This is a genomic window from Paenibacillus lactis (assembly GCF_017873605.1).
GTDB classification, from domain to species: domain Bacteria; phylum Bacillota; class Bacilli; order Paenibacillales; family Paenibacillaceae; genus Paenibacillus_AQ; species Paenibacillus_AQ lactis.
In genome coordinates this window covers 205,987-229,751 of sequence record NZ_JAGGKI010000001.1, presented here as the reverse complement: position 1 = coordinate 229,751, position 23,765 = coordinate 205,987, and the positions used below count along the sequence as shown (strand labels likewise).

Annotated in this window: 17 protein-coding genes; 8 read left to right on the top strand and 9 right to left on the bottom strand. The window is 52.0% G+C overall.

Annotation, left to right across the window (positions count from 1 at the left end):
* Window positions 1–4 precede the first annotated feature (4 nt).
* The 5 genes from J2Z18_RS00885 to J2Z18_RS00865 all read left to right on the top strand — a co-directional run bounded on the left by J2Z18_RS00885 (window position 5) and on the right by J2Z18_RS00865 (window position 7,898).
* The gene (locus J2Z18_RS00885; RefSeq protein WP_144877950.1) at window positions 5–904 is read left to right on the top strand and encodes a carbohydrate ABC transporter permease; all 900 of its coding nucleotides are present in this window, start codon (window positions 5–7) and stop codon (window positions 902–904) included.
* Between the two features lie 67 nt (window positions 905–971).
* Window positions 972–2,651, top strand: coding sequence for an extracellular solute-binding protein (locus J2Z18_RS00880; protein WP_210094017.1), 1,680 nt, complete (start codon window positions 972–974; stop codon window positions 2,649–2,651).
* A 296-nt stretch (window positions 2,652–2,947) separates the two neighbouring features.
* Window positions 2,948–4,528, top strand: a complete 1,581-nt coding sequence (locus J2Z18_RS00875) for a response regulator transcription factor (RefSeq protein ID WP_007128824.1) — start codon at window positions 2,948–2,950, stop codon at window positions 4,526–4,528.
* Window positions 4,525–6,369: a cache domain-containing sensor histidine kinase gene (locus tag J2Z18_RS00870; protein WP_210094016.1), complete on the top strand. Its 1,845-nt coding sequence runs from the start codon at window positions 4,525–4,527 to the stop codon at window positions 6,367–6,369. The genes J2Z18_RS00875 and J2Z18_RS00870 overlap by 4 nt, the downstream gene beginning before the upstream one ends.
* Window positions 6,370–6,623: 254 nt before the next feature.
* Window positions 6,624–7,898 (top strand): MFS transporter, encoded by a 1,275-nt coding sequence (locus J2Z18_RS00865; RefSeq protein ID WP_007128822.1) that lies wholly within the window; start codon window positions 6,624–6,626, stop codon window positions 7,896–7,898.
* Between the two features lie 235 nt (window positions 7,899–8,133).
* On the opposite strand, the gene J2Z18_RS00860 is transcribed toward J2Z18_RS00865, so the two are convergent.
* From J2Z18_RS00860 to J2Z18_RS00830, 7 genes are all read right to left on the bottom strand, one after another.
* Window positions 8,134–9,108, bottom strand: coding sequence for a LacI family DNA-binding transcriptional regulator (locus J2Z18_RS00860; protein WP_007128821.1), 975 nt, complete (start codon window positions 9,106–9,108; stop codon window positions 8,134–8,136).
* A 48-nt stretch (window positions 9,109–9,156) separates the two neighbouring features.
* Window positions 9,157–12,507 (bottom strand): GH36-type glycosyl hydrolase domain-containing protein, encoded by a 3,351-nt coding sequence (locus J2Z18_RS00855; protein ID WP_007128820.1) that lies wholly within the window; start codon window positions 12,505–12,507, stop codon window positions 9,157–9,159.
* A gap of 99 nt (window positions 12,508–12,606) precedes the next feature.
* Window positions 12,607–14,766: a glycoside hydrolase family 3 N-terminal domain-containing protein gene (locus J2Z18_RS00850; RefSeq protein ID WP_007128819.1), complete on the bottom strand. Its 2,160-nt coding sequence runs from the start codon at window positions 14,764–14,766 to the stop codon at window positions 12,607–12,609.
* A 252-nt stretch (window positions 14,767–15,018) separates the two neighbouring features.
* Window positions 15,019–16,623, bottom strand: coding sequence for a type 2 periplasmic-binding domain-containing protein (locus tag J2Z18_RS00845; RefSeq protein ID WP_007128818.1), 1,605 nt, complete (start codon window positions 16,621–16,623; stop codon window positions 15,019–15,021).
* A 51-nt stretch (window positions 16,624–16,674) separates the two neighbouring features.
* Entirely contained in the window at window positions 16,675–17,589 is a 915-nt protein-coding gene (locus J2Z18_RS00840) for a carbohydrate ABC transporter permease (RefSeq protein ID WP_007128817.1), read from the bottom strand.
* 18 nt (window positions 17,590–17,607) lie between these two features.
* On the bottom strand, window positions 17,608–18,567 hold the full coding sequence (locus tag J2Z18_RS00835; protein ID WP_007128816.1) for an ABC transporter permease: 960 nt from the start codon (window positions 18,565–18,567) through the stop codon (window positions 17,608–17,610).
* An 11-nt stretch (window positions 18,568–18,578) separates the two neighbouring features.
* Window positions 18,579–19,346 carry an alpha/beta hydrolase gene (locus J2Z18_RS00830; protein WP_210094015.1) on the bottom strand — a complete coding sequence of 256 codons (768 nt, stop codon included), beginning with the start codon at window positions 19,344–19,346 and terminating at the stop codon, window positions 18,579–18,581.
* A 503-nt stretch (window positions 19,347–19,849) separates the two neighbouring features.
* Between J2Z18_RS00830 and J2Z18_RS00825 the strand changes: the two genes are divergently transcribed.
* From J2Z18_RS00825 to J2Z18_RS00815, 3 genes are all read left to right on the top strand, one after another.
* Window positions 19,850–20,764, top strand: a complete 915-nt coding sequence (locus tag J2Z18_RS00825) for a serine hydrolase domain-containing protein (RefSeq protein ID WP_210094014.1) — start codon at window positions 19,850–19,852, stop codon at window positions 20,762–20,764.
* Window positions 20,765–20,955: 191 nt separating this feature from the next.
* A complete protein-coding gene (locus J2Z18_RS00820; RefSeq protein WP_210094013.1) occupies window positions 20,956–21,450 on the top strand; it encodes a GNAT family N-acetyltransferase in 495 nt (164 codons plus the stop codon).
* Window positions 21,451–21,742: 292 nt separating this feature from the next.
* Window positions 21,743–22,396 (top strand): MOSC domain-containing protein, encoded by a 654-nt coding sequence (locus J2Z18_RS00815; protein ID WP_210094012.1) that lies wholly within the window; start codon window positions 21,743–21,745, stop codon window positions 22,394–22,396.
* A 209-nt stretch (window positions 22,397–22,605) separates the two neighbouring features.
* Here J2Z18_RS00815 and J2Z18_RS00810 read toward each other — a convergent pair whose 3' ends face one another.
* Both J2Z18_RS00810 and J2Z18_RS00805 read right to left on the bottom strand, forming a co-directional pair.
* On the bottom strand, window positions 22,606–23,154 hold the full coding sequence (locus J2Z18_RS00810; RefSeq protein WP_007128811.1) for a GNAT family N-acetyltransferase: 549 nt from the start codon (window positions 23,152–23,154) through the stop codon (window positions 22,606–22,608).
* Window positions 23,155–23,194: 40 nt separating this feature from the next.
* Window positions 23,195–23,455, bottom strand: a complete 261-nt coding sequence (locus J2Z18_RS00805) for a DUF2164 domain-containing protein (RefSeq protein ID WP_210094011.1) — start codon at window positions 23,453–23,455, stop codon at window positions 23,195–23,197.
* Window positions 23,456–23,765: the final 310 nt, after the last annotated feature.

The window sequence follows — 23,765 nt, the reverse complement described above, 5'->3', positions numbered from 1 at the left end:
CAGCATGTTAAAAAGAATCAGCTTCGGAGACAAGGTCATGCTTGCCGTCATATACGTTCTGCTTGGTTTATTGGCCTTCTCAGCGCTCTATCCATTCTGGAACGCGGTGGCGATCTCCTTCAACGTCGGCGTGGATACCTCCAAAGGAGGCATCACGTTCTGGCCGCGTCAATTCACGCTGGAGAATTACCAGGTGATCCTGCAGGATGAGCGTCTGATCAACGGGTTTATGATCTCGATCGCCCGGACGGTCGTCGGAACCGCCACCTCGATTCTGATGACGGCTATCGTGGCATACGGAATGACCCGCTCTTATTTGTATGGTAGGAGCTTCTACATGACCTTCTTTATATTCACCCTGTACTTTAGCGGAGGCTTGATCCCGACCTACCTTCTGATCCGGTCCCTCGGCCTGATGGATACGTTCCTGGTGTTTATCATTCCTTCTATGGTGAGCGTCTGGAATATGATCATCTTCCGCACGTTCTTTAAAGGGCTGCCGGTCGGCCTGGAAGAGTCTGCGCATATTGACGGGTGCAGCAATTGGGGGACCTTTTTCAGGATCGTGCTTCCGCTCTCGGGGCCGGTCATCGCGACCTTGGCGCTGCTCACGGCGGTCGGTCACTGGAACGACTGGTTCCTGCCAAGCATCTATATCACCAACGAGGATTTGCTGCCGATCCAGACGATATTGCGGGAGACCCTGAACGCCAATATCAAAACCGCGCAAAGCTCCGCTATCGACAGCAGCGCGCTTGCGTTGATCGAAAGCTCCAAGAACACCAGCTCGAAATCGCTGACGATGGCGATGATGATCGTGGTCACCGCTCCGATTATCCTCGTGTACCCTTTCGTACAGAAGTATTTTGTCAAGGGCGTGCTCGTAGGCTCGCTGAAAGAGTAATCCTGGCATCGGTTTAAGGCGAACAGCTTTGAACATATATAATTCGAGAATGAGAGGGGTTAAGAGAATGAGCAAGATGAAAAAGCCGCTCCTGGTCATGGCATCGGCGCTGCTGGTGCTCGTTACCGTCATGACGGGATGCACCAAGTCCAACGAAGGCTCGCCGCCGCCAACAAACAATCCACCGAAGACCAATGAACAGCCGAATGAACCGCCTAAAGAAAATACAGAAGATAAGTGGGTGCTGGGAGAGAAGCCGCTCCAGTTCAGCGCATACGCCCATTACCAGGATACCGACTTCCCTAAATGGGAAAGCACGCCGATCGGTAAATATCTCAGCGAGGAGAAGGAGGTCAAGATTGACATGATCAAAGCTGCCGGAGCCCATACGCAAAAGCTGAGCGCCATGATGGCCTCCGATGATCTGCCTGACATGATCTGGACGGACCGGGACCACCCGGACATGGACCGGCTGGAGAAGGCCGGCAAGCTCGTTCCTTATGATGATTATCTGGATAAGTACACGAATCTGAAGACCTGGATGGGAGATGATTTGAACCTGCTCCGTTCGGCAGACGGCAAGCTGTACCGCTTTCCGAACTGGTACTCCTCCCGTCCTTTCGGAAATGCGGGATATGCCGTGAACAAGAAAATCTATGAGGAGCTTGGTTCACCCAAACTGGAAACAACCGACGATCTCTACAACTACCTGGTCAAGGTAAAAGAAAAGTACGGAGACCAAGTGGTGCCGTTCGAGCCGCATCGGGCCCAGGAAAGACAAGGTTTGGGCGTGCTGTACACCGCGTTTGGAGAAGGAGCAAGCTACACGAACCTGAACGCGAATCTGCTGGCGGTTCCGAAAGACAGCAAGCTGACATCGCTGCTAACCGATCCGGTATTCCGCGAAGCCCAGAAATATATTTCCAAGCTGTATCGGGAAAAGCTGATCTCCCAGGATGCGTTCAACCAGACGGAGGATCAGGTTAAGGAGAAGGTCATGACCGGAAGAGTAGCCGTCTATGCTTCGGCGAACCCTACGCTCTTCGCCAGCGAGGCGCACAAGGAATTAACCAAGACGGATCCGAATGCCGGCTACTTCATGATTTGGCCGATCCGGAAGGAAGGTTTGGATAAGAACAAAATTTACCCGGGAACGTATACCAGCTTCGGCTGGAATGCCGCTTATATCACGACGGCTGCCGAAGACCCTGAAGCCATTTTTGCATTCCTTGATTGGTATACCGGACCTGAAGGCATGAATGTCCAGTTCTTCGGTCCGGAAGGGAAGAACTGGAAAGGATTTGATGAAGAAGGCAAGCCGAACTTCACGGAGAACTATGATCCGAAAGAAGTGGCGGAGATTCAAACCAAGAATGATAAAGTGATGTTCGTGGGCAATACCAGCTATATCGACCCTGCCAAATGGAAGTACATGGAGAGCCTTCCGGTTGAGGAGCAGGACTGGGTCGCACGTTATCAGCAGACCATCACCTGGCCGACTCAATTGAATGTGACCGAGTTTACCGGACTGAATCCGCCAACCGATTCCGAGGAAGGCATTATCCGGACTTCGGTGGATGAATTGTTCCTTGAGATCTATGCCAAGTCGTCCATGGCTGCAAGCGACGAGGAAGTCGACAAAATCCTCGACCAGGGCAATAAAGACTTGATGGATCTGGGTTATGACAGGCTCCTGGAATGGCGTACGGTCAAATGGCAAGAAAACCTCGCCAAAATGCAGAAATAATCTAGTTTCTCTTGCTGGACATATTATCCATTCTTATCCCAACGTCCCAAAGAATCCGCGGGTGGATTCTTTGGGATATCTCCGTTTTGATGGAGGATGCTTCAAAAGACAGGGCTTTGTGGTTAGACGTAACTGCCGGTTTCGGCAAGAGAGCGTTAAACATCACGGAATTTACAGGCAGAGAGAGACGAACGGAAGAGCGAGGAGCAGGCGCAGGCGCAGGCAGGAAAGCACAGCGGCTTTCGCAGAAGCGCCGCGGCCTCCTTTTGTGATCGATTTCGAACAGGGGGGATGGCATGTATAAGGTTCTGTTGGTCGATGATGAGGAGCTTGATTTGGAGGGAATGAGGAGGTTTATCCCTTGGTCCGACCTGAATATGGTGGTGAGGGGGAGTGTGAACAACGCCTTGTCGGCATGCGACATCATTGAGAAGGAAGACATCGACATTCTTGTCAGTGACGTAAATATGCCTTATATGTCGGGGCTTGAGCTGGCCCGAATCGCGCTTGAACGCAAGCCGAGCATCAGGATCATATTCGTCAGCGGCTATCAGGAGTTCAGTTATGTTCAGCAGGCGTTATCCCTCAAGGCATACAGCTATGTTCTGAAGCCAATGAACGATAGCGAGCTGGTATCCTCTTTATTGAAAGCAAAGCGGGATTTGGATGAAGAGATCAAGCAGCGCGAAGTGGAAACGGCCTATCAGGAAATGATCCCGATTGTCAAAAGCGACATTCTGATAAGGCTGCTGGAACGGGAGGACAGTGATGACAGCGAAGCACTGGCCAAACAGATGGTATCGTACGGGCTTGACCGGATGCATTGGCCGGTGCGGGTAGCGGTCATCGAGCTGGACAATTTGCCGTGGGAGCAGGCGGGAGGGATGTCCTCGCAGCGGGAGACGACCCGCAAGTTTTTGCAGCATGTGCAGGACAGCGTATTGGCCCTCGGGATCGTCACTTGGTGCAAGCTGTCCTCCCAGCGGATCGCGCTGCTGTTGGAGGAAGCCGAGTCCGACGCTATGGTACGGGACTTGGTTGACCGGATCCGTCGGCAATTGCCTGCAACCGTCACCGCTGGAATCGGCGGAACCGCTAAAGGGCCGGATGATCTTCAAGCATCGCACAGGCAGGCCGTAGAGGCGGTGGAGGGCAAAATGTTTTTGGGCAAGGGCACCGTGATCAAGTACGAGGATGTACGGGCCGAGCCGGCCATGCTGGATGCCCGGATGCTGGATGAACGGATGAAGAGCCTGCTTGCAGCGATGGAGGATTACGAGCTGGTCCGGATTTGCGATGAGCTCGATAAATGGTTTGATTCGGTCAAGAGACTGCGTTCCCGATTTACCGTACACAATATGTCCAGCTATATCATCTGGAAGCTTGATCAATATTTAAGCAGCAAAGATGAGGATTTGTTCGAATTGCTCGGCATGGAGATGCAGCACTTGGATATTCTGATGCAGTTTGAGACGGTGAACGATATCCGGGGCTGGCTGGTCCGGCGCATGTTCGAAATATCGGAGAAGCTGTATGAGAAGGCAAACAGCAAGGACAGCAAGTTCATCCGGAGCGTGATCAGCTTTATCAAGGAGCATATGAGCGAAAATATCACCATTCGGGATATCGCCCAGCATTTTTCCTTTTCACCGAGCCATATCGGGTATTTAATCAAGGAAAAATCGGGCCATACGTTCAATGAGCTGCTGGTGCAGCTTCGGATGGAGAAGGCCTGCGAGCTGTTAAAGCAGCCCGGCATGAAAATCTATGAAGTGGCCGATCAGGTGGGGTACCGGTATCTTCCTTATTTCAGCAGGCAGTTTAAGGAAAAATTCGGCATCACACCGCTGGAATACCGAAAGAGAGAAAGCGAATGATCCGCCGATTCCTTCAACCCGGACAACGCAAAGGCAGCGGGACGGGATACATACCGATCGGTTACAAGCTGATGCTGTCGTATCTGGCGTTTATTATCCTTTTGGTTTCCGCGAACTTTTATATATCCCAGACCATGTACGACGAGAGCATGCGGAGGCAGACCCGGAAGAATATTCAGGGGACGCTGGCACAGATCCGGGATAATGTGGCTTACAAGGTCGATGATATCGTTCAAACCTCCGCGACTTTATACAATGACTCAAGCCTGATCCAAAGCGTGAAGCGGATGGACGAGCGGATGGACAATTATAACCGGATGAATAAGGTCATCATCCCGAAATTGGAAAGCGCCTCCAAAGCAATCGGACTGAATCTAAGGCTGTCCGTATACTTCCATAATAAGAGCTTGGACGAAATATACCGGCTGTGGGGAGGACGCGAAGATTACAGTGAACAAACCTACAATGTCTATCATATGGATCGCATTTATAATAAGCGCTGGTATGAAGAGCTTCCTGAAGAGAGCTACAATAAAACCATGCTGTGGCGGCAGGTCGAGGAGGATCAAACGGACGGCAGAATTTCGCTGATCCGGCGGATCGTGGATATGGGGAACCTGCTCGAGATCAAGGAAGTGGGAATCATGCGGTTCAGCGTCCGCCTGTCCGAGTTGTTCGAAAGCGTAGATTACAAGAAGCTGGGAGAAGGCAGCACGCTGACGGTGGTCGATGCCTCCGGGAACGTCCTTTATTCCTCCGGGAGACCGGGCGGGGGCGTTCAAGCCCATGGTCTTAAAACCGGTATGGACCCGCTACCGGCGGCAGACGCCAAGAACAATGCTTTGGTCTTGGAGGAACAGCTTCCCCAGCAGTCCTGGAGACTCGTTGCGGAGGTCCCGCTTCACATTATCGAGCAGGAGGCCAAGCGCGTTCGCACCGTCTTTATTCTTATCTGTTTGGCGTGCGTCATTCTATTCGTCCTGACGGGATTTCTCATGTCCCGGTATCTGTCCATTCGAATTACGAAGATCGTATCCGTGCTGAACGCCTTCCGGGAAGGAAACCTGAACAAGCGGATCAAATACCGGGGACGGGGAGAATTTCCGCAGATCGCCGATGCGCTCAACGCCATGGGGGAAGATATCGAAGCGCTTATCAATAAGGTGTATCTTACCCAGCTTCAGAAGAAGGAGGCGGAGCTGGAGATGCTGCAGGCGCAGATCAATCCGCATTTCTTGTATAACACGCTGTCGTCCATCAATCAGCTGGCCAAGTTCGGCGAGACGGAGAAGCTTCAGCAGATGGTGGTCCAGCTGGCGCAGTTTTACCGGCTGACGCTGAATTCCGGCCGAACGATGATTCCGATCGCCGCGGAGATCGAACAGGCTTCGGCTTATCTGGATATCCAGAAGGTGAAATACGGTAGGCGCATGGAGGTTGCCTTCGACATCGATCCGGACATCTGGCCCTACGAGACCGTCAAGCTGATTTTGCAGCCATTCATCGAAAATACGCTGAAGCATGCTTGGAGCGGAGACCGGATTCATATCCGGGTGCTGGTGAAGAAGGAGGGGGACACGATCCTCTACCGGGTCATCGACGATGGTCTGGGCATGAAGCCGGAACGCATCCGCGAGATCTTCGATCCGGGGGATCACAGCCATGTCGGCTGCGGCATTCGGAATATCGACGAGCGGGTGAAGCTGCATTACGGCCCCGAGTATGGCGTAAGCATCTTTAGCCGGGTCGGCATCGGAACCTCGGTACAAATCCGGATTCCTGCGAAGAGGAGACGGGGGCACCGGAGCGATGAGCGGAAAACGGAGCAGCAGGGCAGCTGAAGCGGTCCTGTTTCGCTGCTCGATTAAAGCGTCACTAAATGTGCTTGCGAAATTACATCGCTTTCGGCGATACTAGAGATTGGGCAAGCACAAAGTTACAGGTTATGTAAGCTGCAGCAGAAGCGGGAGTGGCATCCTGCCCATTGCCCTGCGAGTGATACCTATTCAAGCCCGCCAAGGGCTTTTTTATTTGGATAATGATCATGGCATTAACTGCTGAATACTGCTTGCGAGGCTGCTGGGAGATTGAGACGATGAAATGGTTGGAGCAGTACCCTAAGGAAGTAAAAGGTTTTCTTGTGGCAAGTCTCGTGGCCTCGGCCGGCGGCTCGCTCATGTGGCCGCTCACCACGATGTACGTGTTCGACGAATTGGGACGGAGCATGCAGGATGCAGGCTTCGTCATCCTGATTCAATCGCTTGGAGGAATCGCCGGTCAGCTGGTGGGCGGGGGCTTGTATCACAGGGTCGGCGTGAAACGGCTTATCGTGGGCTCTCTCCTCTTGAATGCGCTGGGTTTGTTCACCCTGCCGTTCATTAACGGCTTATGGGGCTTGTTCGTGGCGATGATGGGCTTCATCGGCTTTTGCAATGCCGTATCGATGCCGGCGATCCAGGCGTTTATCGGATTCCGGTTTGCCGATCGGCGCGGGGAGCTCTTTAACGTGATCTATGTAGCGAATAATATCGGCGTTGCCCTGGGCACCGCCATGAGCGGATTTCTGGCGGAAATTTCGTATCACTTGAGCTTTGTGCTGAACGGCGTGACCTCGCTCGGCTTCGCTATCTTCTTCTTGTCCTATCTGACCAAGCTGGATGGCGGCGCCGTGCAGCAGGAAGACCGGCACCCGAAGCTGAGGGCGCCCCTCGCAGCAGGGCCAGGGACATGGGCACTTCTCGGGCACACGCGCATTTACCTCTATATGGGGCTTGGCTCGCTGTTTCTCTGGTTCGGCAATTCCATCTGGAACACGGGCGTGTCGCCCTTCATCATTTCGGAAGGGATGTCCAAGACTGCTTACGGCTATCTGTGGACGCTTAACGGCATTCTGATCTTTGCGGCACAGCCCGTAACCAAGCTGATCAAGCGCTGGTTCGCCCGGACGGAGAGCAGCCAGATGGCCGTCAGCGCCTTATTCTATTTGTCCGCCTACCTTGTCATCGTCGCCATGCACAGCTATCCGGGCATGGTGCTGGCGATGGTGCTGGCGACCCTTGGCGAAATGCTGATCTCGCCGGCGATTCCGGCGTTCATATCGGAGCGGGCCGGCCGGGCGGCCCCGTTCTACATAGGCGTAGCCGGAGGAATGGGGGCAGCCGGGCGGGTGCTTGGCCCGTACGCGATGGGCACGATGTATGACGGCGGCGGATTGACGCCGGTGGCTTGGCTGGCCGCAGCCACGGCGGTGCTGTCATTCGCCTCGTTTGTTGTCCATGCCCGGATCAGCCGCAGCGTCATCCTGGGTGATGACGGCCGTTTACAGGTGGACGGGCAGCGAGGCGTTTCGAAGGAAACCCTGCCGCTATAAGTGATTGCTTCAAGCAAGACGAATGCTAATAAGGTTGGATAGAGAGCAGGCCGGGTGGCCTGCTGAATTTCAAGTCGTCAATGCCTCCGTCGACGCCAAAAGACAAGGAGCTAAGCGAGAATAAATCGCTTAGCTCCTTAATTTCTTTCGAATACCATCCTACTTTATTGCTGTGGGGGTTCCAAATTTTCTTTTGGGACACCCCTCTTTAGATATTTATATTAGTACTGTTAAATTATTTGACGGCGTATCCAACCGATTCGCCTTCGACCAGGGTGACGTAGATGCGTTCATTCTCAACGGTATCCCCAGCGATCAACTTGATCAGCTGCTCGGCTGCAAGGGCCCCCCACTTGCGTTTGGAGTAATCGATCGTTGCCAAGCGCGGCTGCATATAGCGGGTCAGCTCAATATTATCAAAGCCGATTAAATGAATCTGCTCGCCAATGACCAGAGAAGAATTTTCGGTTATTTGGTTGCAAAGCCCGATGGCCATCTCATCATTTAGGCAGAATACGGCTACCGGATCCTTATAGTCCGCTATGATTTGTTTAGCCGCTTTTTCACCGCCGCTTTTCTTGAAATCTCCCTCGATTTCGATCCACTCGATGTGATCTACCCGGTCCAGGGCCTGTTTAACGGCCTTCATTCTCTGCATGGAGTCGAAGGATCCCGGCGGACCGGTAACGATATACATCTTCTGATGCCCGCGTTCGATCAAATATTCCATAGCGAGCGTAGCGCCTGCTTTATTGTCTAGAAGCACCTGATTGATGTTTTTGTGATCGAGCTCGCGGTCTAAAACAACGATTTTGTGATTGCGATCCGCATATTCCAGCAGCTCTTCGCTTTCGAAGGCCTGATCAAGAATAATGGCACCGTCAATCATCCGCTCGGGAAGCATTCGGTGGGACTGCTTGCCGCTGCATACAATCAGATCATAGCCTTGCGTGTTGGCGACTTCCTTCATGCCATCCAGCAGATCTCCGTACACTTCTCCTTTGAAATCCGTCAGAAAGACGCCTATGATTTTGGACTCTCGCTTTTTAAGCGTTCTGGCTGCCGCATTCGGTATATAGTTCAGTTCCTGAGCGATGGCCAAAATTCGAGAGCTCGTCTCATCCGTCACTTTACTGCTGCCGTTGAGGGCATAAGATACGGTCGATATCGAAACACCGGCTTTTTTTGCGATATCCTTAATACTTACCAATTTTGCTCGCTCCTTCGTTCATAAACCAATCCCTGGCGGGATTGCAGACTACATGAAGATTTCAATCCTGTTCCGTCCCTGAATCATCTGTTCGAATTGCTGTCTGGAAACGCGTAGACCGCCTTCTCGGTAAGGGTTAGTGATACGCTCAGCTGTCAGCTCGGTCCCGTTCATCACAACGCGGCTGATGCTGTTGCCCGTAACGTGGTAGATAAAGGTTACCTTGGTGCCGGCGAATTCATAGTCAAAATGAAGTCCGTCCATGCTGACGGGTATAACCGGATCCAATACCAGGTCGCCGCGATCCTGACGGATGCCGAGGGCGTTTGAAATTAACTGGTTCATGTAGATCCCCGGTCCGCTGGAATAAATTCGCCAGCCGCCCTTGACCTCCACTTTTCCGCTGCGCAAGTCATCAAAATGCTCTTGAGCCTCGTAGCGGGTATTGAACTTGCCGTCAGAGCTGCTGAAATAAGCATTGCTCTGGCGAATTGCCGCATTCGGTACCACCTCTTGGATACCGACAGGGTTAATCGTTTCAAGCCCTTTCCATACATCCTCTCCATGTCCAAGCTTCGCCATCGCTTCGATGTAACGGATATGGGCATGGACATATTGTAAGCCTACTTCGCGCCCGAAATTGGAAGCCTGTTCCGCCCGCTTAAAATGTGTGCTAACGCCGCCTTTATAAGAGGCTGGACGGTTCATCAGACGCACGCCGTCCGGGAACAGCAATGTACTCTGAATAAGCTCGTAATGGGAACGGGCTTGCTCCGGTTCGAGGAGTTCGGCAATCATGCTGCGGGTCATGGGGAGCAGCCGGTACTGTATACCGGTGTCCTGGTCCTCAGGGTGTAACATAAGCTTAGGTTGTTCCGGATCCTCGAGGTAGAGGAATCCAGGTATAACATCATTGTTCAGCATGTACCTCTTGAAATCCTGCCCGATATTTGCTGCAATATCAGATATTGTGTCTGCCAGTTCTTGATCAAACGATTGCAGAGCTGTAGAGAGCTGCTTCATCGTTTGATAAGTCAGGGCTACTGTCCAGCTGCTGACCATAAACTGCTTAAGCTGCGCATTGGCAGGCTGGAGGGTATCGTCCCAGTCACCGTCTCCGTAGGAGGATAGATGGGTATCATGCAGAAAATGACTGCGTATATATTCGATTTCTTTTTTGGCATGCTCCAGAATCGACGCTTTATTCTCCGTGAACTGGAAAGAATGCTTCAAAGTATAAGGAACTTGTTCATCCAGGATGCTGAAATCCTGCGTGACCGTTAAATAGTCGCTTAGTACTTTCAGCGGCCATACAATGATGTCGCCGTGGCTCTCTTCCTGCTGTATGGCGAAATACCGGTCAAACATAAACCATTGCGGCCAGTTTCCGCCATCCTCGTATTGATGACAGTATACCATTTTGAGAATATCTCTCACCTGCTCATATTTTTGTGTAGCCATAAAATATTCGACAGGTCCCTGACAGACATCACGTGTTCCCCAGGCTGCGCCTCCGTATTGCTCCAAGCCGTGAGGAGACGAGTAATGGACGAACATATTATGCGTATACCACCAGGCTAGTGCGTTTACTTTGAATAATGAATTTGCATCATCTCCGGGACGCGAGAGATGGAAGCCGTTCATGACGCGGCGATAGTATTCGCGGTAACGAATGATTTCTTCGGATGCGCTGCGCGGCCGGTCTGGAATGGTCTTGCCCTCCAGCAGGCCTTGGATCGTAAGTGTCCAATCGCTTGTGCGATCCAGACGGAGGGTTACCAGGGAAGAGGAGCCCGGTGCCACACCGTCAGCCATCGTCGTTTCATCTCCAACCGTTACCTTTGCACCGTCAACCCAAAGGCGGTATTGCAATTCCGGATAAGCTTTGGCCGATACAGGATTCGTATCGGAGTGGAACGTCAGCACTCCGGCTTCTTCTGTCATGTGTACCGGAGTTTCGTACTCATTAACGTTCATCGTCACATGATTCGTGACTAGATAATTGTACGGGATTCCATTCTCCGATCGGACATGCAGCCGCACTTCGGGGGCATCCAGCACCGTATAGTTCGTAATGATCAGCATGTCGTCTTCCGTTTTATAGTACCAGCGAGCATAGTTAAAGCCGATTTCGAACATAGACGGCATCGTCAGCAGATGATACGTTCCGTCCTTTTCTACATAAATCCGCTGGCCCGACGTTTTTGGCACATTGAGTGCGCTGCGGGAATTGCTCATCATTTTATTCATATTCGTGTTGCCAACCACGACATGGGAGTTGAAGATGCCGTACATGAAAGAGGTAGTTGCCATCACTTCAGCACCGAGCTTCAGGTTGTCGCCGCTCAACAGAATATGCCCATGCGGGCGTTCAACGAGCATTTCTTTTTGCTTCAGAACGATATGTTCATAGGTATCTGTGAAGAAAGCCAGCAGGTTACCCTGATTTCGCTCCTCCTGATGTCTGCTGCCTACTGGAAAACGCGCACTGATTTCTTCTTCGGACAACTCGAGCGCTTGCAGCGGTTCGCCGATGTACGGTTTAAGACGAGTGGCGGGGAGGGGCTCGAGCTTATGCTTGGAAGTCTGATTCTCATAGGACTGCCAAGCTTGCTGAACCTCCGTTAAGTATTCAAGCTCCTCAACAGCAGCCGGGTGATCTCCTTTAAAGAGGCCATAAAATACAAAACGCTCTTCACCGTTCAAGGTCTTCTGTTCAGACTGGAGTCCGGTATAGGCAAATTCATATTGGTACACTTCACAGGCCAGTTTCTCCTGATTCAGGGAGACCGGCGTGTTCGTTTCCTTGTACGAAAGTCCGAAGAATTGAAAGCCGTCCGTTGAATATGCTGAAGCTCCCGAAAGTGAACCTTGCTGGAGATAAGGGAAGGCACCGCCTTGGGGTTGGTTTTGGCGGGAACATACCACATAACCCTGTTCACTGTGCTCAAAGACGCGGTAATCAATATATTGGGACAGATAAGCTTCATTGCTGCGAACCGCTCCAATGTCAGCAATTCCTACATCCTGTCCGTAGATGATGTCAATGACTTGGCCTTGTCCACGGGTCTGAACATCCCAGAACCAGATGCCCTCCGGCTGGAGTACGAACGAAACCTTGTATTCCACGTCTTCCGCTGTACCCTCCCAGACGATCATTCCTTTTCCCGTGCTTACTTTACTGGAGGAATGAATACCGAGCAGGGGATAACTGGTTATGCCCGCTTCATTGTGAATTCGCAAATAGATATTGTTCATGGAGCCGTCCAGCGGACTGGAGATCAGCTGATTGATCATTGTATTTCCGCTTACGGCTTTATATAAGTCACCGCTTTGCCAGAAACTAAAGCAAAGATCGCCCGCCTGAATGTGAATCAGATCCTGTGTAATGGTTGTCATAAAGTAGGTCACTCCTCCTATCCTGGCAGTAACCGCCAAGTCCGGCGGCTATGCCAAGGCAGTTGTGATGTAGTTTAAAAAATCGATATTGTAATATATTTATACAAGCTTAAAGGAAGCCTGCAGGCAATCCCGGCTGTTAGGACCGACAAACAGTTGGAAGCGGCCCGGATCACTAGTAAAGCTGAGATCACTGTGATGGTAACGGAGCATATCTTCGCTAATGGTGAATTCGGCGATTTTGCTCTCGCCCGGTTGAAGCTTCAGCTGTTGGAACCCTTTCAGCTCGCGCAGTGGCCGAACGACTTCGCCTGTCATATCCCGTATATACAGCTGAACGGTTTCAACACCCGTTCTTGCACCCGTATTGGTCACCCGAATCCGCGCCGTAAGGTGCTGATCTGCTGTGATCTCGCTTCTGGACAATTGAAGCTCACCGAATTCAAAGGTGGTATAAGACAGGCCGTAGCCGAACGGGAGCAGAGGCTCATTAGGACTGTCGATATATTTAGATACATAGCGTTCGCCGGTTTTGGAAGGGTCCATAGGACGGCCTGTGTTAAAGACGTTGTAATAAACCGGAACCTGACCGACGGACTGCGGGAAGGACATGGTGAGCCTTCCGGACGGATTCATGCGGCCGATCAGCAGATCGGCAATGGCTGCACCGCCTTCGCTGCCCGGAAACCAAGCTTCAAGCACGGCATCCGCTTCATCGAAAATACCTTGCAGATCCAGTGGACGGCCGTTAAAGATGACAGCAGCAATAGGCTTGTTTAACTGCTTCAGATGTTGAACCAGCTCAAGCTGCGCTTTCGGCAGCGTAATATCCGTGCGTGAACCGCCTTCACCGCTCATTTCGGATTCTTCGCCGAGTGCCAGAACGATGACATCCGCTTCACGGGCAGCGTCCAGTGCCAATTCCAGCTGCTTTGCGTCCATCGAGTCAAAATTGCATCCGGCGGTGATGGTCAGCTTGCCGCTGATGCGTTCTTTCATGGCCGTGCCCAGCTTTACGGCATCTTCTTTGGCGCCGACACAGGACCACCATCCGAGGATGTCCTCCTGGTCTGCAAAAGGGCCGATCAAAGCGACATTGGAATCAGGTTGAAGAGGAAGAACACCGTTATTTTTTAGCAGGACGCTGGACTTCACCGCCAGATCGTAAGCTGCCTGGCGATGCTCGTCACAGAAGAGCAGCTCGCGCTCCCGTTCCGGATCCGCTCCCCGGAACGGATTTTCGAACAATCCCAGCTTGTTTTTCAGTTGCAGAATACGCATGACGGCCTCATCAATCAGCGATTCATCGATGAGCCCGCTTTTGATCAAATTCGGAAGATGATGGACGTAGCAAGGGGTCATCATTTCGATATCGACGCCTGCGCGCATCGCCCGGTAGGCAGCTTCACGGTCATCCTCTGCGGCCCCGTGGGCGATCATTTCCCGAATGGATGCCCAGTCGGATATGAGAATCCCGTCAAATCCCCACTCATCACGCAAAATACCGCGCATCAGCTTCTCATTGCCGGAAGCAGGAATGCCATCAACGGTATTGAAAGAGGCCATCACCATTTCGCAGCCTTCATCCAGTGCGGCCTTATAAGCAGGGAGATAATATTCGCGCAGTTGTCTCTCCGACATGTCCACCGTGTTGTAATCACGGCCGCCCTCCGCAGCCCCGTACGCGGCAAAGTGCTTGACGCAGGCGGCCAGGCGTTCGTTATCCTCCGCCAGCGCGCTTCCCTGGTACCCGCGCACAAAAGCTCTGGCGAACAAGCTGTTCAAATACGGGTCTTCGCCCGTTGTTTCCATGACTCGTCCCCAGCGCGGATCCCGTACCAGGTCAACCATTGGAGCGAACGTGACATGGATGCCGGAGACGGCGGACTCCCGTGCGGCAATTTCTGCACTTTTCTCGGCAAGCTCGAGATCCCAGGAACAGCCGATGGCAAGCGGGATCGGAAAGATGGTCTTAAACCCGTGCACCACATCAGCCATAAACAAGAGCGGAATCCCGAGACGGCTGTTCTTCATATAATTCTGTTGTAATGCTATGATCGAAGCGGCTCCTGACAGACCGAGAACCGAACCGCTGGCACGGACCATGTCTGTGGTGAGCCCCATTTCCTCCATGGGCCCTGTAATTTGACCCTGATCTTCCGTGCCTTCATGGAGATTAGATGTAAGCTGCAGCAACTGTGCTATCTTTTCTTCTAGCGTCATCTTTGTTAAAAGGTCGGTTAACTGCTTCTGGTCCATGTATTTCCCTCCACTTCTTTATATCTACGAGAATAAATAGAATGAGAACGGGTTGACTGATGTCTCTATCTCCTTTCTCAGGAGCATGCACAAAACATGGATGGGCATGTAGTTGTGCAAACTCCTCATTCAGAAGAATGAGCAGGGCAGAAGTCAAGAACCCGGCTGCATTCGAAATCCTGCACACCGGGTTCAAAGGACTTGTACCGCTGGCGAATGCCTCAGGCCAACTCTAGTTTGAAGCTGTTTGTTTTACTTTTTTAAGTTATTGAGTTCATCCAAGACGGGTTGTACAAGAGATTGCTTGCTCTCAACCCATTTCTTCCAATTCGTTTCCAAATCTCCATCTTGGAGAATCAGGTTGGTGTATTCTTCAGCGTAATTGAAGGTTGCCTGGTTTTTAGCCTTGGAATCATACAGCTGGACATCCCAATCGTACAGAGCGAGCGCGCCGCCTTCCTTGCCGAACTTCGCTTTGTTCTGGTAATGCTTGACTGCCGTATCACGGTATTCTTGCTTGATTGCAGGGTTGATCATGCTGAAATCGTCGCCAAGCAAGTAAAGACCTTCAAAGCGACCAGGATATTTGTCGCCGACGCTCGTTCCTTCGGGAAGGAGGCTGATCAATTCTTTGTTCTCACCGTATTTCCAGTCGGTTCCTTCAAAGCCCATGTTCAGAATCATTTGTCCTTCTTCTGTGACGGAGAAATCAACAAGGTCCATAACGCGCTCGAATTTCTCTTTGCTGATATCCGGCGAGAAGATCAGGGCGGACCAGAAGTTAACCTGCTCCAGATTGCGGTACTTGCCGTCTTCGCCAAGGACGATAGCGGTATGAACAACGTCATCGCTGTTCAGATTCAGGTTCTTCTTCATGTCTTTGTCCACGTCTTGACGGTAGGAAGCCAGTCCGCCGAGACTCATGACAGCAGCCGTGCCGTTCACACGGAAGTTGTTGCTGGCTTCACTGCTCTTCCAGGTATAGAATTCAGGATTCAGAAGGCCTTCCTTGTATGCTTCCTGAACCAGCTTCAGGCCGGTAAGTGTCTCCGGATCTGCCGGACCCCACTTGTATTTGCCGTCCTCACCTTTATAGAACGCCGATTCCACACGGGAATGTGCGCTGTTCGGCATCATGATGTTCGTCAGGACATCATCAGGCTTGTAGGAAATCGGAACGAGCTTCGATCCCACCTTGCCCGGATCCTTCTCTTTCACCAGACGGGCGTATTCCATGAGTTCGCTCGTTGTGTAAGCATCCTTGAGTTCAAAATTGACTGCTTCTGCCCAGTCCTTGCGAATAGCGATAACGCCAATCTGGTTCGTGAGCGGATCAGCTGGTTTGTTCTCGAAGTATACCGGTCTTGGCAGAATGTAAGTTCCACCAGTCAGTTCTTCCAGCTTATCGCCAAGTCCAGTCAGGCTGTAAGCCTTCGCAACGTTCGGCCAGCGTTCCTTCCAGTCATCAGGGAATTTGTACAAGAGACCCTGATCAATGTAGTTCATGGCATCGCCGTGAACATAATCCCAGACAGCCACATCAGGCAAATCGCCCGAGTTGATCCATAGACGGAGCTTCTCGCCCCAGGAATCCCACTCGACAAAGTTGTAATCCCACTCGATGTTGTACTTGTCCATCCAGTACTTGTGGAACTCGTTGTCCATATCGCCGTCCTTGACCGTAACAGTGCTTGCTACGGAAATTTTCAGCTTATCTTTGTAGTTCCCGTTCTCGTCTTTCCCGCTTTCTCCGCTGCTTGAGGAGTCTCCCTTCGAGCATGCGGTCACAAGCACAAGGCTCATGCTCAGCAGCAGCAACAGAATGGATTTAGCCGACAGCCGTTTGTTCGTTTTCATGTTCTACCCCCATGAATGATTAGATTTTTTTGGCTGAAATCTATGCATTAATCAGGTCTTGATAGCCCCTGTTAATACCCCTTTGGCAAAATGCTTTTGAAGCATCGGGAAGAAGCACATAATCGGTACCATACTGACGAATACCGCCGCCATTTTCATACCGGTCGAGAAGTTGGACTTTCCGGCAGCATCCACGCTTGAAGCGTTGGAGGCGTTGGTCTGCGATTCGACGATGATCGTTCGCAGCACGTTCTGGAGCGGGAGCTGATCCGCCTTACGCAGGAAGATCATGGCGTCATACCAGCTGTTCCAAATGGCTACGCCGTAGAACAGCGTAATGGTCGCAATAATCGGGGCGGCCAGCGGCAGGACGACGGAGAAGAGGATTTTCCATTCTCCGGCCCCATCAAGCCGGGCGGATTCCATCAAGGATTCCGGGAGCCCCTGGAAGTAGTTCATCATCAGAATCATGTTGAAGGCGCTGAAGCTGCCTGCGAGAATAACGGACCAGAGCGTTCCGGTCAGGTGCAGAGCCTTCATGATGAGATAGAGCGGAACAATCCCGCCGTTGAAGATCATGGTGAACAGGACCAGCATAAAGATCAGCTTTTTGCCCGGAAACTTGTTCCGGCTGAGCGCATAAGCCATCGTAATGGTTAAGAACAGGCTGAGCGGCAAACCGATAATCAGGAGCTTGAAGGTGTTCCAGTAGCCGGTCAAGATGCTTCCGTCGGCGAACAGCGCTTTATAATTCTCCAGCGTTGGATTAGCAGGCAGCATCATGAGCGGGTTATCGGCGTATTCTTTTGGCGTGGAGAACGAGATCATAATGACATTCCAGAACGGAATCACGATCAGCAGAGCCAGTACGACAAGCACGGCCAGCAAAATATAATCGAGAAGAGTCATCTTCATCTTGTTCTTGCGAATCTTCGTCCTCTTGGGACTTGAAGTAATGGTGCTCATTTCTTTTCGACTCCTTTCTTAACGGAATAAACCGTCTCCGCCCATTTTTTTGGCTACTCTGTCCGCAATAAGCAGAAGCGCCATGTTGACGAGAGACCGGAACAAGCTGACCGCCGTAGAGAACGAGAAGTCCGTTGACGACTGGAACGTAATCCGGTAAATGTAGACGTCCAGCACTTCCGATACGTTCTTGGTCGCGGCATTCGCCAGGTTAAATATTTGATCGAAGCCGGAGGACATCAGTCCGCCTACCGAAAGGATGAACATGATCGTCACGGTTGGCATAATATTAGGCAGCGTAATGCGGAACATCTGCTGCATACGTGTAGCTCCGTCGATTTGAGCCGATTCATACTGGTCTTGATCGATACCGGATATGGCGGCGAGGTAGACGATCGCTCCCCAGCCGGCGGATTTCCAGATATCCGTGAGCAGGATCATCGGAATGAAGTTGCTTTCCGAACCGAGGAAGTTGATGGTCGGCAGACCGAGTATCGCAAGGGTGCTGTTCACCAGGCCGTCATAAGCGAGCACGTTGATGACAATACCGGAGACGATAATCCAGGACAGGAAGTGCGGGAAGGTCAGCACCGTCTGGAAGGCCTTTTTCATCCGGCTCATCCGCAGCTCGTTCAGGATCAGTGCGAGAATGATCGGAACCGGAAACGTGACCGCCAGCTTGATAATGTTAATGTAGAGCGTACGCCAGACGGCATCGATAAAGGTCGGATCCCGGAATACATACTTAAAGTTTTCGAATCCGACCCAAGGGCTCCCCAGGATCCCGAGATTGGCCTTGTAGTCCTTGAATGCGAGGGACAGGCCGCCCATCGGCATGTAGGCGAAGATGATCAGCCAGACAAGCCCCGGAATCAGCAGGGTGTAGGTCATTCGGTTTTTTTTGATTTCAGACGCAAGCTTCTTGAATTTTGAGCGTCCGTGCGGTTTCTTGGTGGGCCCTAAGGCTGCAGGTTTCAAGTGGCATCTCCTCACTCTTCTTGAGTCTTGTCGTTAAAAAGAAAATCAAATGCCGTTTCCAGATGCTGCTCCCAGAATCGCCATTCATGCGCTCCGGGTCCTTCCACGTAGTGGAAGTCGGAACCGCTTTGTCTCAGGTACGCGGCAAATTCGCGGTTCATCTCGATAAAGGGATCTTCCGTTCCGCAGCAGCAGAGGATCGGGGGCAGCTTTCCGGTCTGCGCAAGTGCCGTTTCCGCGAGCTTGTACAGATCCTGATCCGGCTTGATGTCGAGCTCCGGACCGAATACGGCCTGCATTTCCTTGACCATACCGGCAGGCATGTCCATATCGTGAATCCTCTTCCGAATATCGGTTACACCGGATAACGAAACGGCTTTTGCGTATTGTCCGGGATAAGTTAACGCACATTTAAGTGCTCCGTATCCGCCCATGGACAAGCCGGCGATAAAGGTACGGGCCCGGTCCTCATTCAGTTGGAACAATCGGCTGCAAAACTTCGGGAGCTCCTGGGTAATGTAATAAAAATAGTTAAGCCCATACGTCATGTCTGTATAGTAGCTTCGGTTTGCCTCCGGCATAATGACGGTGCAGTTGTATTGATGTGCGTATTGCTCAACGGTAGTCAGGCGCTGCCAAGTACTTGCGTTATCGCCTGCTCCATGAAGAAGATAGAGTGTGTAATCCGGCGGTTTGCCTGATTCCACGGGCGACACGACATGGATGCTTGTCGTCATGCATAAAGTGGGGGAGCCGGTCTCTATCGTAATATGCGCCATAAGTAACCCCTTTCAAGTGTGAACGATCTAGGCAAATAGGCGGAGGGATCTAAGCATCCCCCGATATTCGCAATATCCAAGCGGGACTGCTGAAGGTACCTGTCAGTTCCGTTACCGATGTGATTCAAGATATGATCGTTATTTTATGAAAGCGATTTATCGAATCGTTTCGATAACATCATAATTGCACATCAAATCTTTGTCAATATCGTTTTTAAAAATTATAATTTTTCATGTGAAATGATCCAGTTAAGGACTGAAATCTATATTTTTCCCTAAATGGAGTGTGTTTTCGCCATAGAAAACGCTTTCATTTCATTGGGGATACAAGGGATTCCTGTAATCGTGTATTGGCAAAAAAATCATCGTTTGTTGAAACGTTTCTATTGGGGTTGAAACATGTTATTCTGAGATGAGAGCATGAATCTTGCTGAAGACCCTTTCAGGGGCTGCGGTCTTACGAGACCGAAGCGAATATGCCTAATCGGATAGGAGGTAAATCCATGTCTAATCATTCATTAACCGGCTTTATTGATTACATCGCAGACAGAGGATTGCAGGTTCACTCAGCGCGGGTTCGTCAAAACGGCCGGCTGTGGGGGAAGTACGATTTGACGGAGGACAAACGGCGTGTTCAGCATTCCATTAGCAAATCTTTTACTTGTATGGCCGTCGGCCTGGCCATTGAGGAAGGCAAGCTCGCGCTGAACAGCCGGCTGGGTGAATTTTTTAATAGTAACTCTTCGATAGTTGACAATCTGGAGCCGTCTCTCGATCCCGGCAACATCACACTATACAATTTGCTTCGAATGTCTTCGGGCCATGATTCGCCGCCCTTATGGGCAAACGAAAGAGCATCCTTGAAAGAGAAGGATTGGGCTAAGTACTATATGTCGCTACCGCTTGACCGGACGCCGGGCGACATGTTTACATACAGCAGTGGAGATACGTTTATGATCTCGGCTATGCTCCAGGCGGCGACAGGCGAGACGGTAAGGGACTATCTGACTCCACGCCTGTTTGAGCCCTTGGGTATAGAAAATGTTCATTGGGAGTCATCCCCGCTGGGTGTGACGCTGGGATGTGCGGGCTTATCTATCAGCAATGAGGAACTCAGCATTTTTGGCCAGCTTCTGCTGCAGCGCGGATTGTGGGAAGGACAACAGATTGTGCCTGAAGCGTGGATACGATTCGCATCCTCCAAACAGATCGATACGCAGGGCAGCCCCGATTGGGCTCAGGGGTATGGCTGCCAATTTTGGATGTGCACTCACGATGCCTATCGTGCAGATGGGGCATCCGGCCAGCTATGCATCATTCTCCCCGGCAAAGATGCGGTCATCGCGGTGAATAGCCGGGAAGATCGAATGCAGGAGATCATGGATGCAATTTGGACAGAAATTTACCCGTTGTTATAGATGAGTACAATGAGATACCGTGTGTAGGGGATTCCGGTTCTGCTTGGACATAGGGTCCCCGCTGCCATTGTTCTCTCGGCCGGATCGAACGATATAGGATAGGCTGTTGCATACCGAGCTTACCCTGCAGCGGTTGCCCCCACCTGTTATAATAAAGAGGTACGCGCTGTTTAAAGTGAGGGGATGCTAGGGTGAAAGCCAGTCAGGAAATCGTCACCATCCGCTTGTCGGAGATGAAGGACGCCGCCCAGCTGATGGAGCTGGACCATCTGGTGTGGAACAGGAATACGGCCCCCGAGCCGCTGCATTGGACCTCGAGGGAGCAGTTTCTGCTGCATTGCCCTCCCGGAAGCCAGCTGGTAGCGGCTTGCGAAGATATATTATGCGGTTATGTCGGCTTTCGCTCTCCCAGCGGGCTGGCAAGCCATCGCCATGTGATGGAGCTGAATATTGCGGTCCATCCGTCCTATCAGCGCCAAGGCATCGGCCTGCAGCTGATCGAGGCGGCCAAGGAGCTGGCGAGTGGAGAAGGTATTGCCAAGCTGAGGCTCCGGGTGCTGTCCTCGAATCTTGCGGCCTTATCCTTATACCGCGCTTGCGGCTTCCGGGAAGAGGGAAGGCTGGTCCGGGAGTTTTATGTGGATGGCCGGTATGTGGATGATATATGGATGTGCTGCTTTTTATAAAAATATCAGGAATGCTCAGCATCCGGCCCGGCGATGGGCGCGGTTTGGGATGAACGGTCCGGCGCTTGCTGCCGGGCCGTTTGCTGTATCCGGCCGGCCTTACGCATTGCCATATCCGGTATGCGTACAGGCCTTATGCAACGTCATAACCGGTATGCGTGTCGGACTCTGGAGGTTGAGCAAGCGCCGATGTGAATATGCCTTTTAGAGTTGCCCCGTGATCAAATGATGACTTTTTGAACAACCTCATATAGTATGATGAAAAGATCAGATAGACGGAGGTAAAGTTGCCATGACGTTGGGAATCGTTTCGCTGAATGTAGGGAAGCCGGTCACGGTGGATTATGAGGGCAAGGCTCTGACAACCGGAATCTATAAGCAGCCTGTGCAAGGACCGGTATTTTTAAGCAATGTGAATTTCGAAGGGGACGGTCAGGCCGATCTCGTGAATCATGGAGGTCCGGACAAGGCGGTGTGCGCTTATCCATACGAGCACTATCCATATTGGCGAAGATCCCTGGGCAAGGATATGCAGTATGCCTCTTTCGGGGAAAATTTAACGCTGCAAGGCCTCCTGGAGGACCAGGTATGCATCGGCGATGTGTTTCGGATTGGCGAAGCAGTCCTGCAGGTCAGCCAGCCCAGATATCCGTGCTTCAAGCTGTCGCACAAGCACGGGGTGAAGGATATGCCGGCCAGGGTGCTGAACACGGGCTACAGCGGGTTTTATTTCCGCGTCCTGGAGGAAGGCGAGGTTAGCGCGGATTCCCCTGTGACCCGGCTGGATCGCCGCAGCTCCGGTGTAACGGTGCGGGAAGTGCTGCGCGTGATGAAGGAAGGCCGCAAGGATGAGGAGGCGCTAAGCCGGATGCTGGAGCTGGAGGAGCTGGCTGCAAGCTTGAAGGGGCAGTTCGCAAAGTCGCTGGAGAAATTAAGGGAATCCTAATTCAGCGAAAGCTTGATTGCGTTGCACCCTGCAGCTTGCCGACCGCACCCTCAAGCTAGAAGCGGTCCGCGAAGTTTTACTGGATAGGTTTCCAGGCTATGACTTAGGCAGTAAAAGGGGACAGGCGCCTCCATCCATGACCTTGGCGATTCGCCGGATGTCTGGATGCTGCGTCCTGCCCCCGTTCGATAATAAAATAAAATTCCAATCTAGCCTAGCCGCTTCCATTCGCTCTGAATCATGCCGTAGACGGCATGGTTGACGTAGCCTTGGGGCAGCTTCTCCGCCTCGCGGATAACGCCCTCCAGGACGAATCCCAGCCGCTCCGGGATTGCCCGGCTGCGGTGGTTGGCGGTTGCGCAGCGAATCTCCACCCGGTTCAGCCCCATCCGCATGAGCGCATGGTCCGTGAAAGCCCGGCAAGCGCTCGTCATCAGCCCTTGTCCGGTGAATTGCTGATCAAGCCAGTAGCCGAGGCCGACGGAGCGGTTGTTCCAATCGATCTCATGGAAGGAGATCGTTCCCGCCAGCTCTTCTCTCACCCAGATGCCGGCGGAGAAGCCGCCGTTTTCCGCAGCCTGCTTCATGGCTCCTTTTATATAGTTGACGGTATCGTTAACCTCCTGTACGGAATCCACCCAGGGAAGCCACTTCCGCAGCCGATCCCGTGAACGGTCCGTGATTTCGAACAGCGCCCGCGCATGCTCGATCGCAAGCGGACGCAGCTCGACGTGCTCGTCAAGCGCATATCCAAACATCTCGTATCTCCCTCTTTTGTATTGATCCTAGTCCGCTGCTTTAGCGGGTTCGCTTCGTGTTCGTGTTTTTTTCCAGCGCGTAAATGTCTTCTTCCAGCGTAATCATCCGCTCATTTACGACTTGCCTGCAATCGCTGAGTGCCTGATTGTAAATGTAAGGTCCCAGGGTTGCCGCAAAATAGTCCAAGATACCTTCCGCAGCTAGATGGCCGATCATTTCGCCGCGCTCGGTTTCGAAATAATGGCGGACTTCTTCGACCAGCAGATCGCGCTGTTCCTTGGCAAGCTTGATCGGTCTCATGAAGGATTGCCTCCTGTCGGCTGTTTTTGTATCCATGCTACCTCATTCAAGCCGCACCCGTCAAAGCATATGTAGTGCCGCGGCAGACGCGCTGGCTTACTCGCGGATTGCCCGCTTTTTGCTGGCTTGCCCAGCGAAGCTTCACATCCACTGGGCAGCAGGGGCTATAAGGGCTCCCAGCGGATATATCCGGTTTATTTGAAAGGACTGCCTTATCCCTTGGAAGCGCCCGCGTTCCTTGAACAATCGGGATATTACAGGTATATTTAAGGGAAACACGTTTATACAGGAGATAGACGGAAATTACAGG

Coding starts and splice junctions, on each gene's coding strand:
- J2Z18_RS00885 (WP_144877950.1), top strand. CDS start 5: ATGTTAAAAAGAATCAGCTTCGGAGACAAGGTCATGCTTGCCGTCATA.
- J2Z18_RS00880 (WP_210094017.1), top strand. CDS start 972: ATGAGCAAGATGAAAAAGCCGCTCCTGGTCATGGCATCGGCGCTGCTG.
- J2Z18_RS00875 (WP_007128824.1), top strand. CDS start 2,948: ATGTATAAGGTTCTGTTGGTCGATGATGAGGAGCTTGATTTGGAGGGA.
- J2Z18_RS00870 (WP_210094016.1), top strand. CDS start 4,525: ATGATCCGCCGATTCCTTCAACCCGGACAACGCAAAGGCAGCGGGACG.
- J2Z18_RS00865 (WP_007128822.1), top strand. CDS start 6,624: ATGAAATGGTTGGAGCAGTACCCTAAGGAAGTAAAAGGTTTTCTTGTG.
- J2Z18_RS00855 (WP_007128820.1), bottom strand. CDS start 12,507: ATGACAACCATTACACAGGATCTGATTCACATTCAGGCGGGCGATCTT.
- J2Z18_RS00850 (WP_007128819.1), bottom strand. CDS start 14,766: ATGGACCAGAAGCAGTTAACCGACCTTTTAACAAAGATGACGCTAGAA.
- J2Z18_RS00845 (WP_007128818.1), bottom strand. CDS start 16,623: ATGAAAACGAACAAACGGCTGTCGGCTAAATCCATTCTGTTGCTGCTG.
- J2Z18_RS00840 (WP_007128817.1), bottom strand. CDS start 17,589: ATGAGCACCATTACTTCAAGTCCCAAGAGGACGAAGATTCGCAAGAAC.
- J2Z18_RS00830 (WP_210094015.1), bottom strand. CDS start 19,346: ATGGCGCATATTACGATAGAGACCGGCTCCCCCACTTTATGCATGACG.
- J2Z18_RS00825 (WP_210094014.1), top strand. CDS start 19,850: ATGTCTAATCATTCATTAACCGGCTTTATTGATTACATCGCAGACAGA.
- J2Z18_RS00815 (WP_210094012.1), top strand. CDS start 21,743: ATGACGTTGGGAATCGTTTCGCTGAATGTAGGGAAGCCGGTCACGGTG.
- J2Z18_RS00810 (WP_007128811.1), bottom strand. CDS start 23,154: ATGTTTGGATATGCGCTTGACGAGCACGTCGAGCTGCGTCCGCTTGCG.
- J2Z18_RS00805 (WP_210094011.1), bottom strand. CDS start 23,455: ATGAGACCGATCAAGCTTGCCAAGGAACAGCGCGATCTGCTGGTCGAA.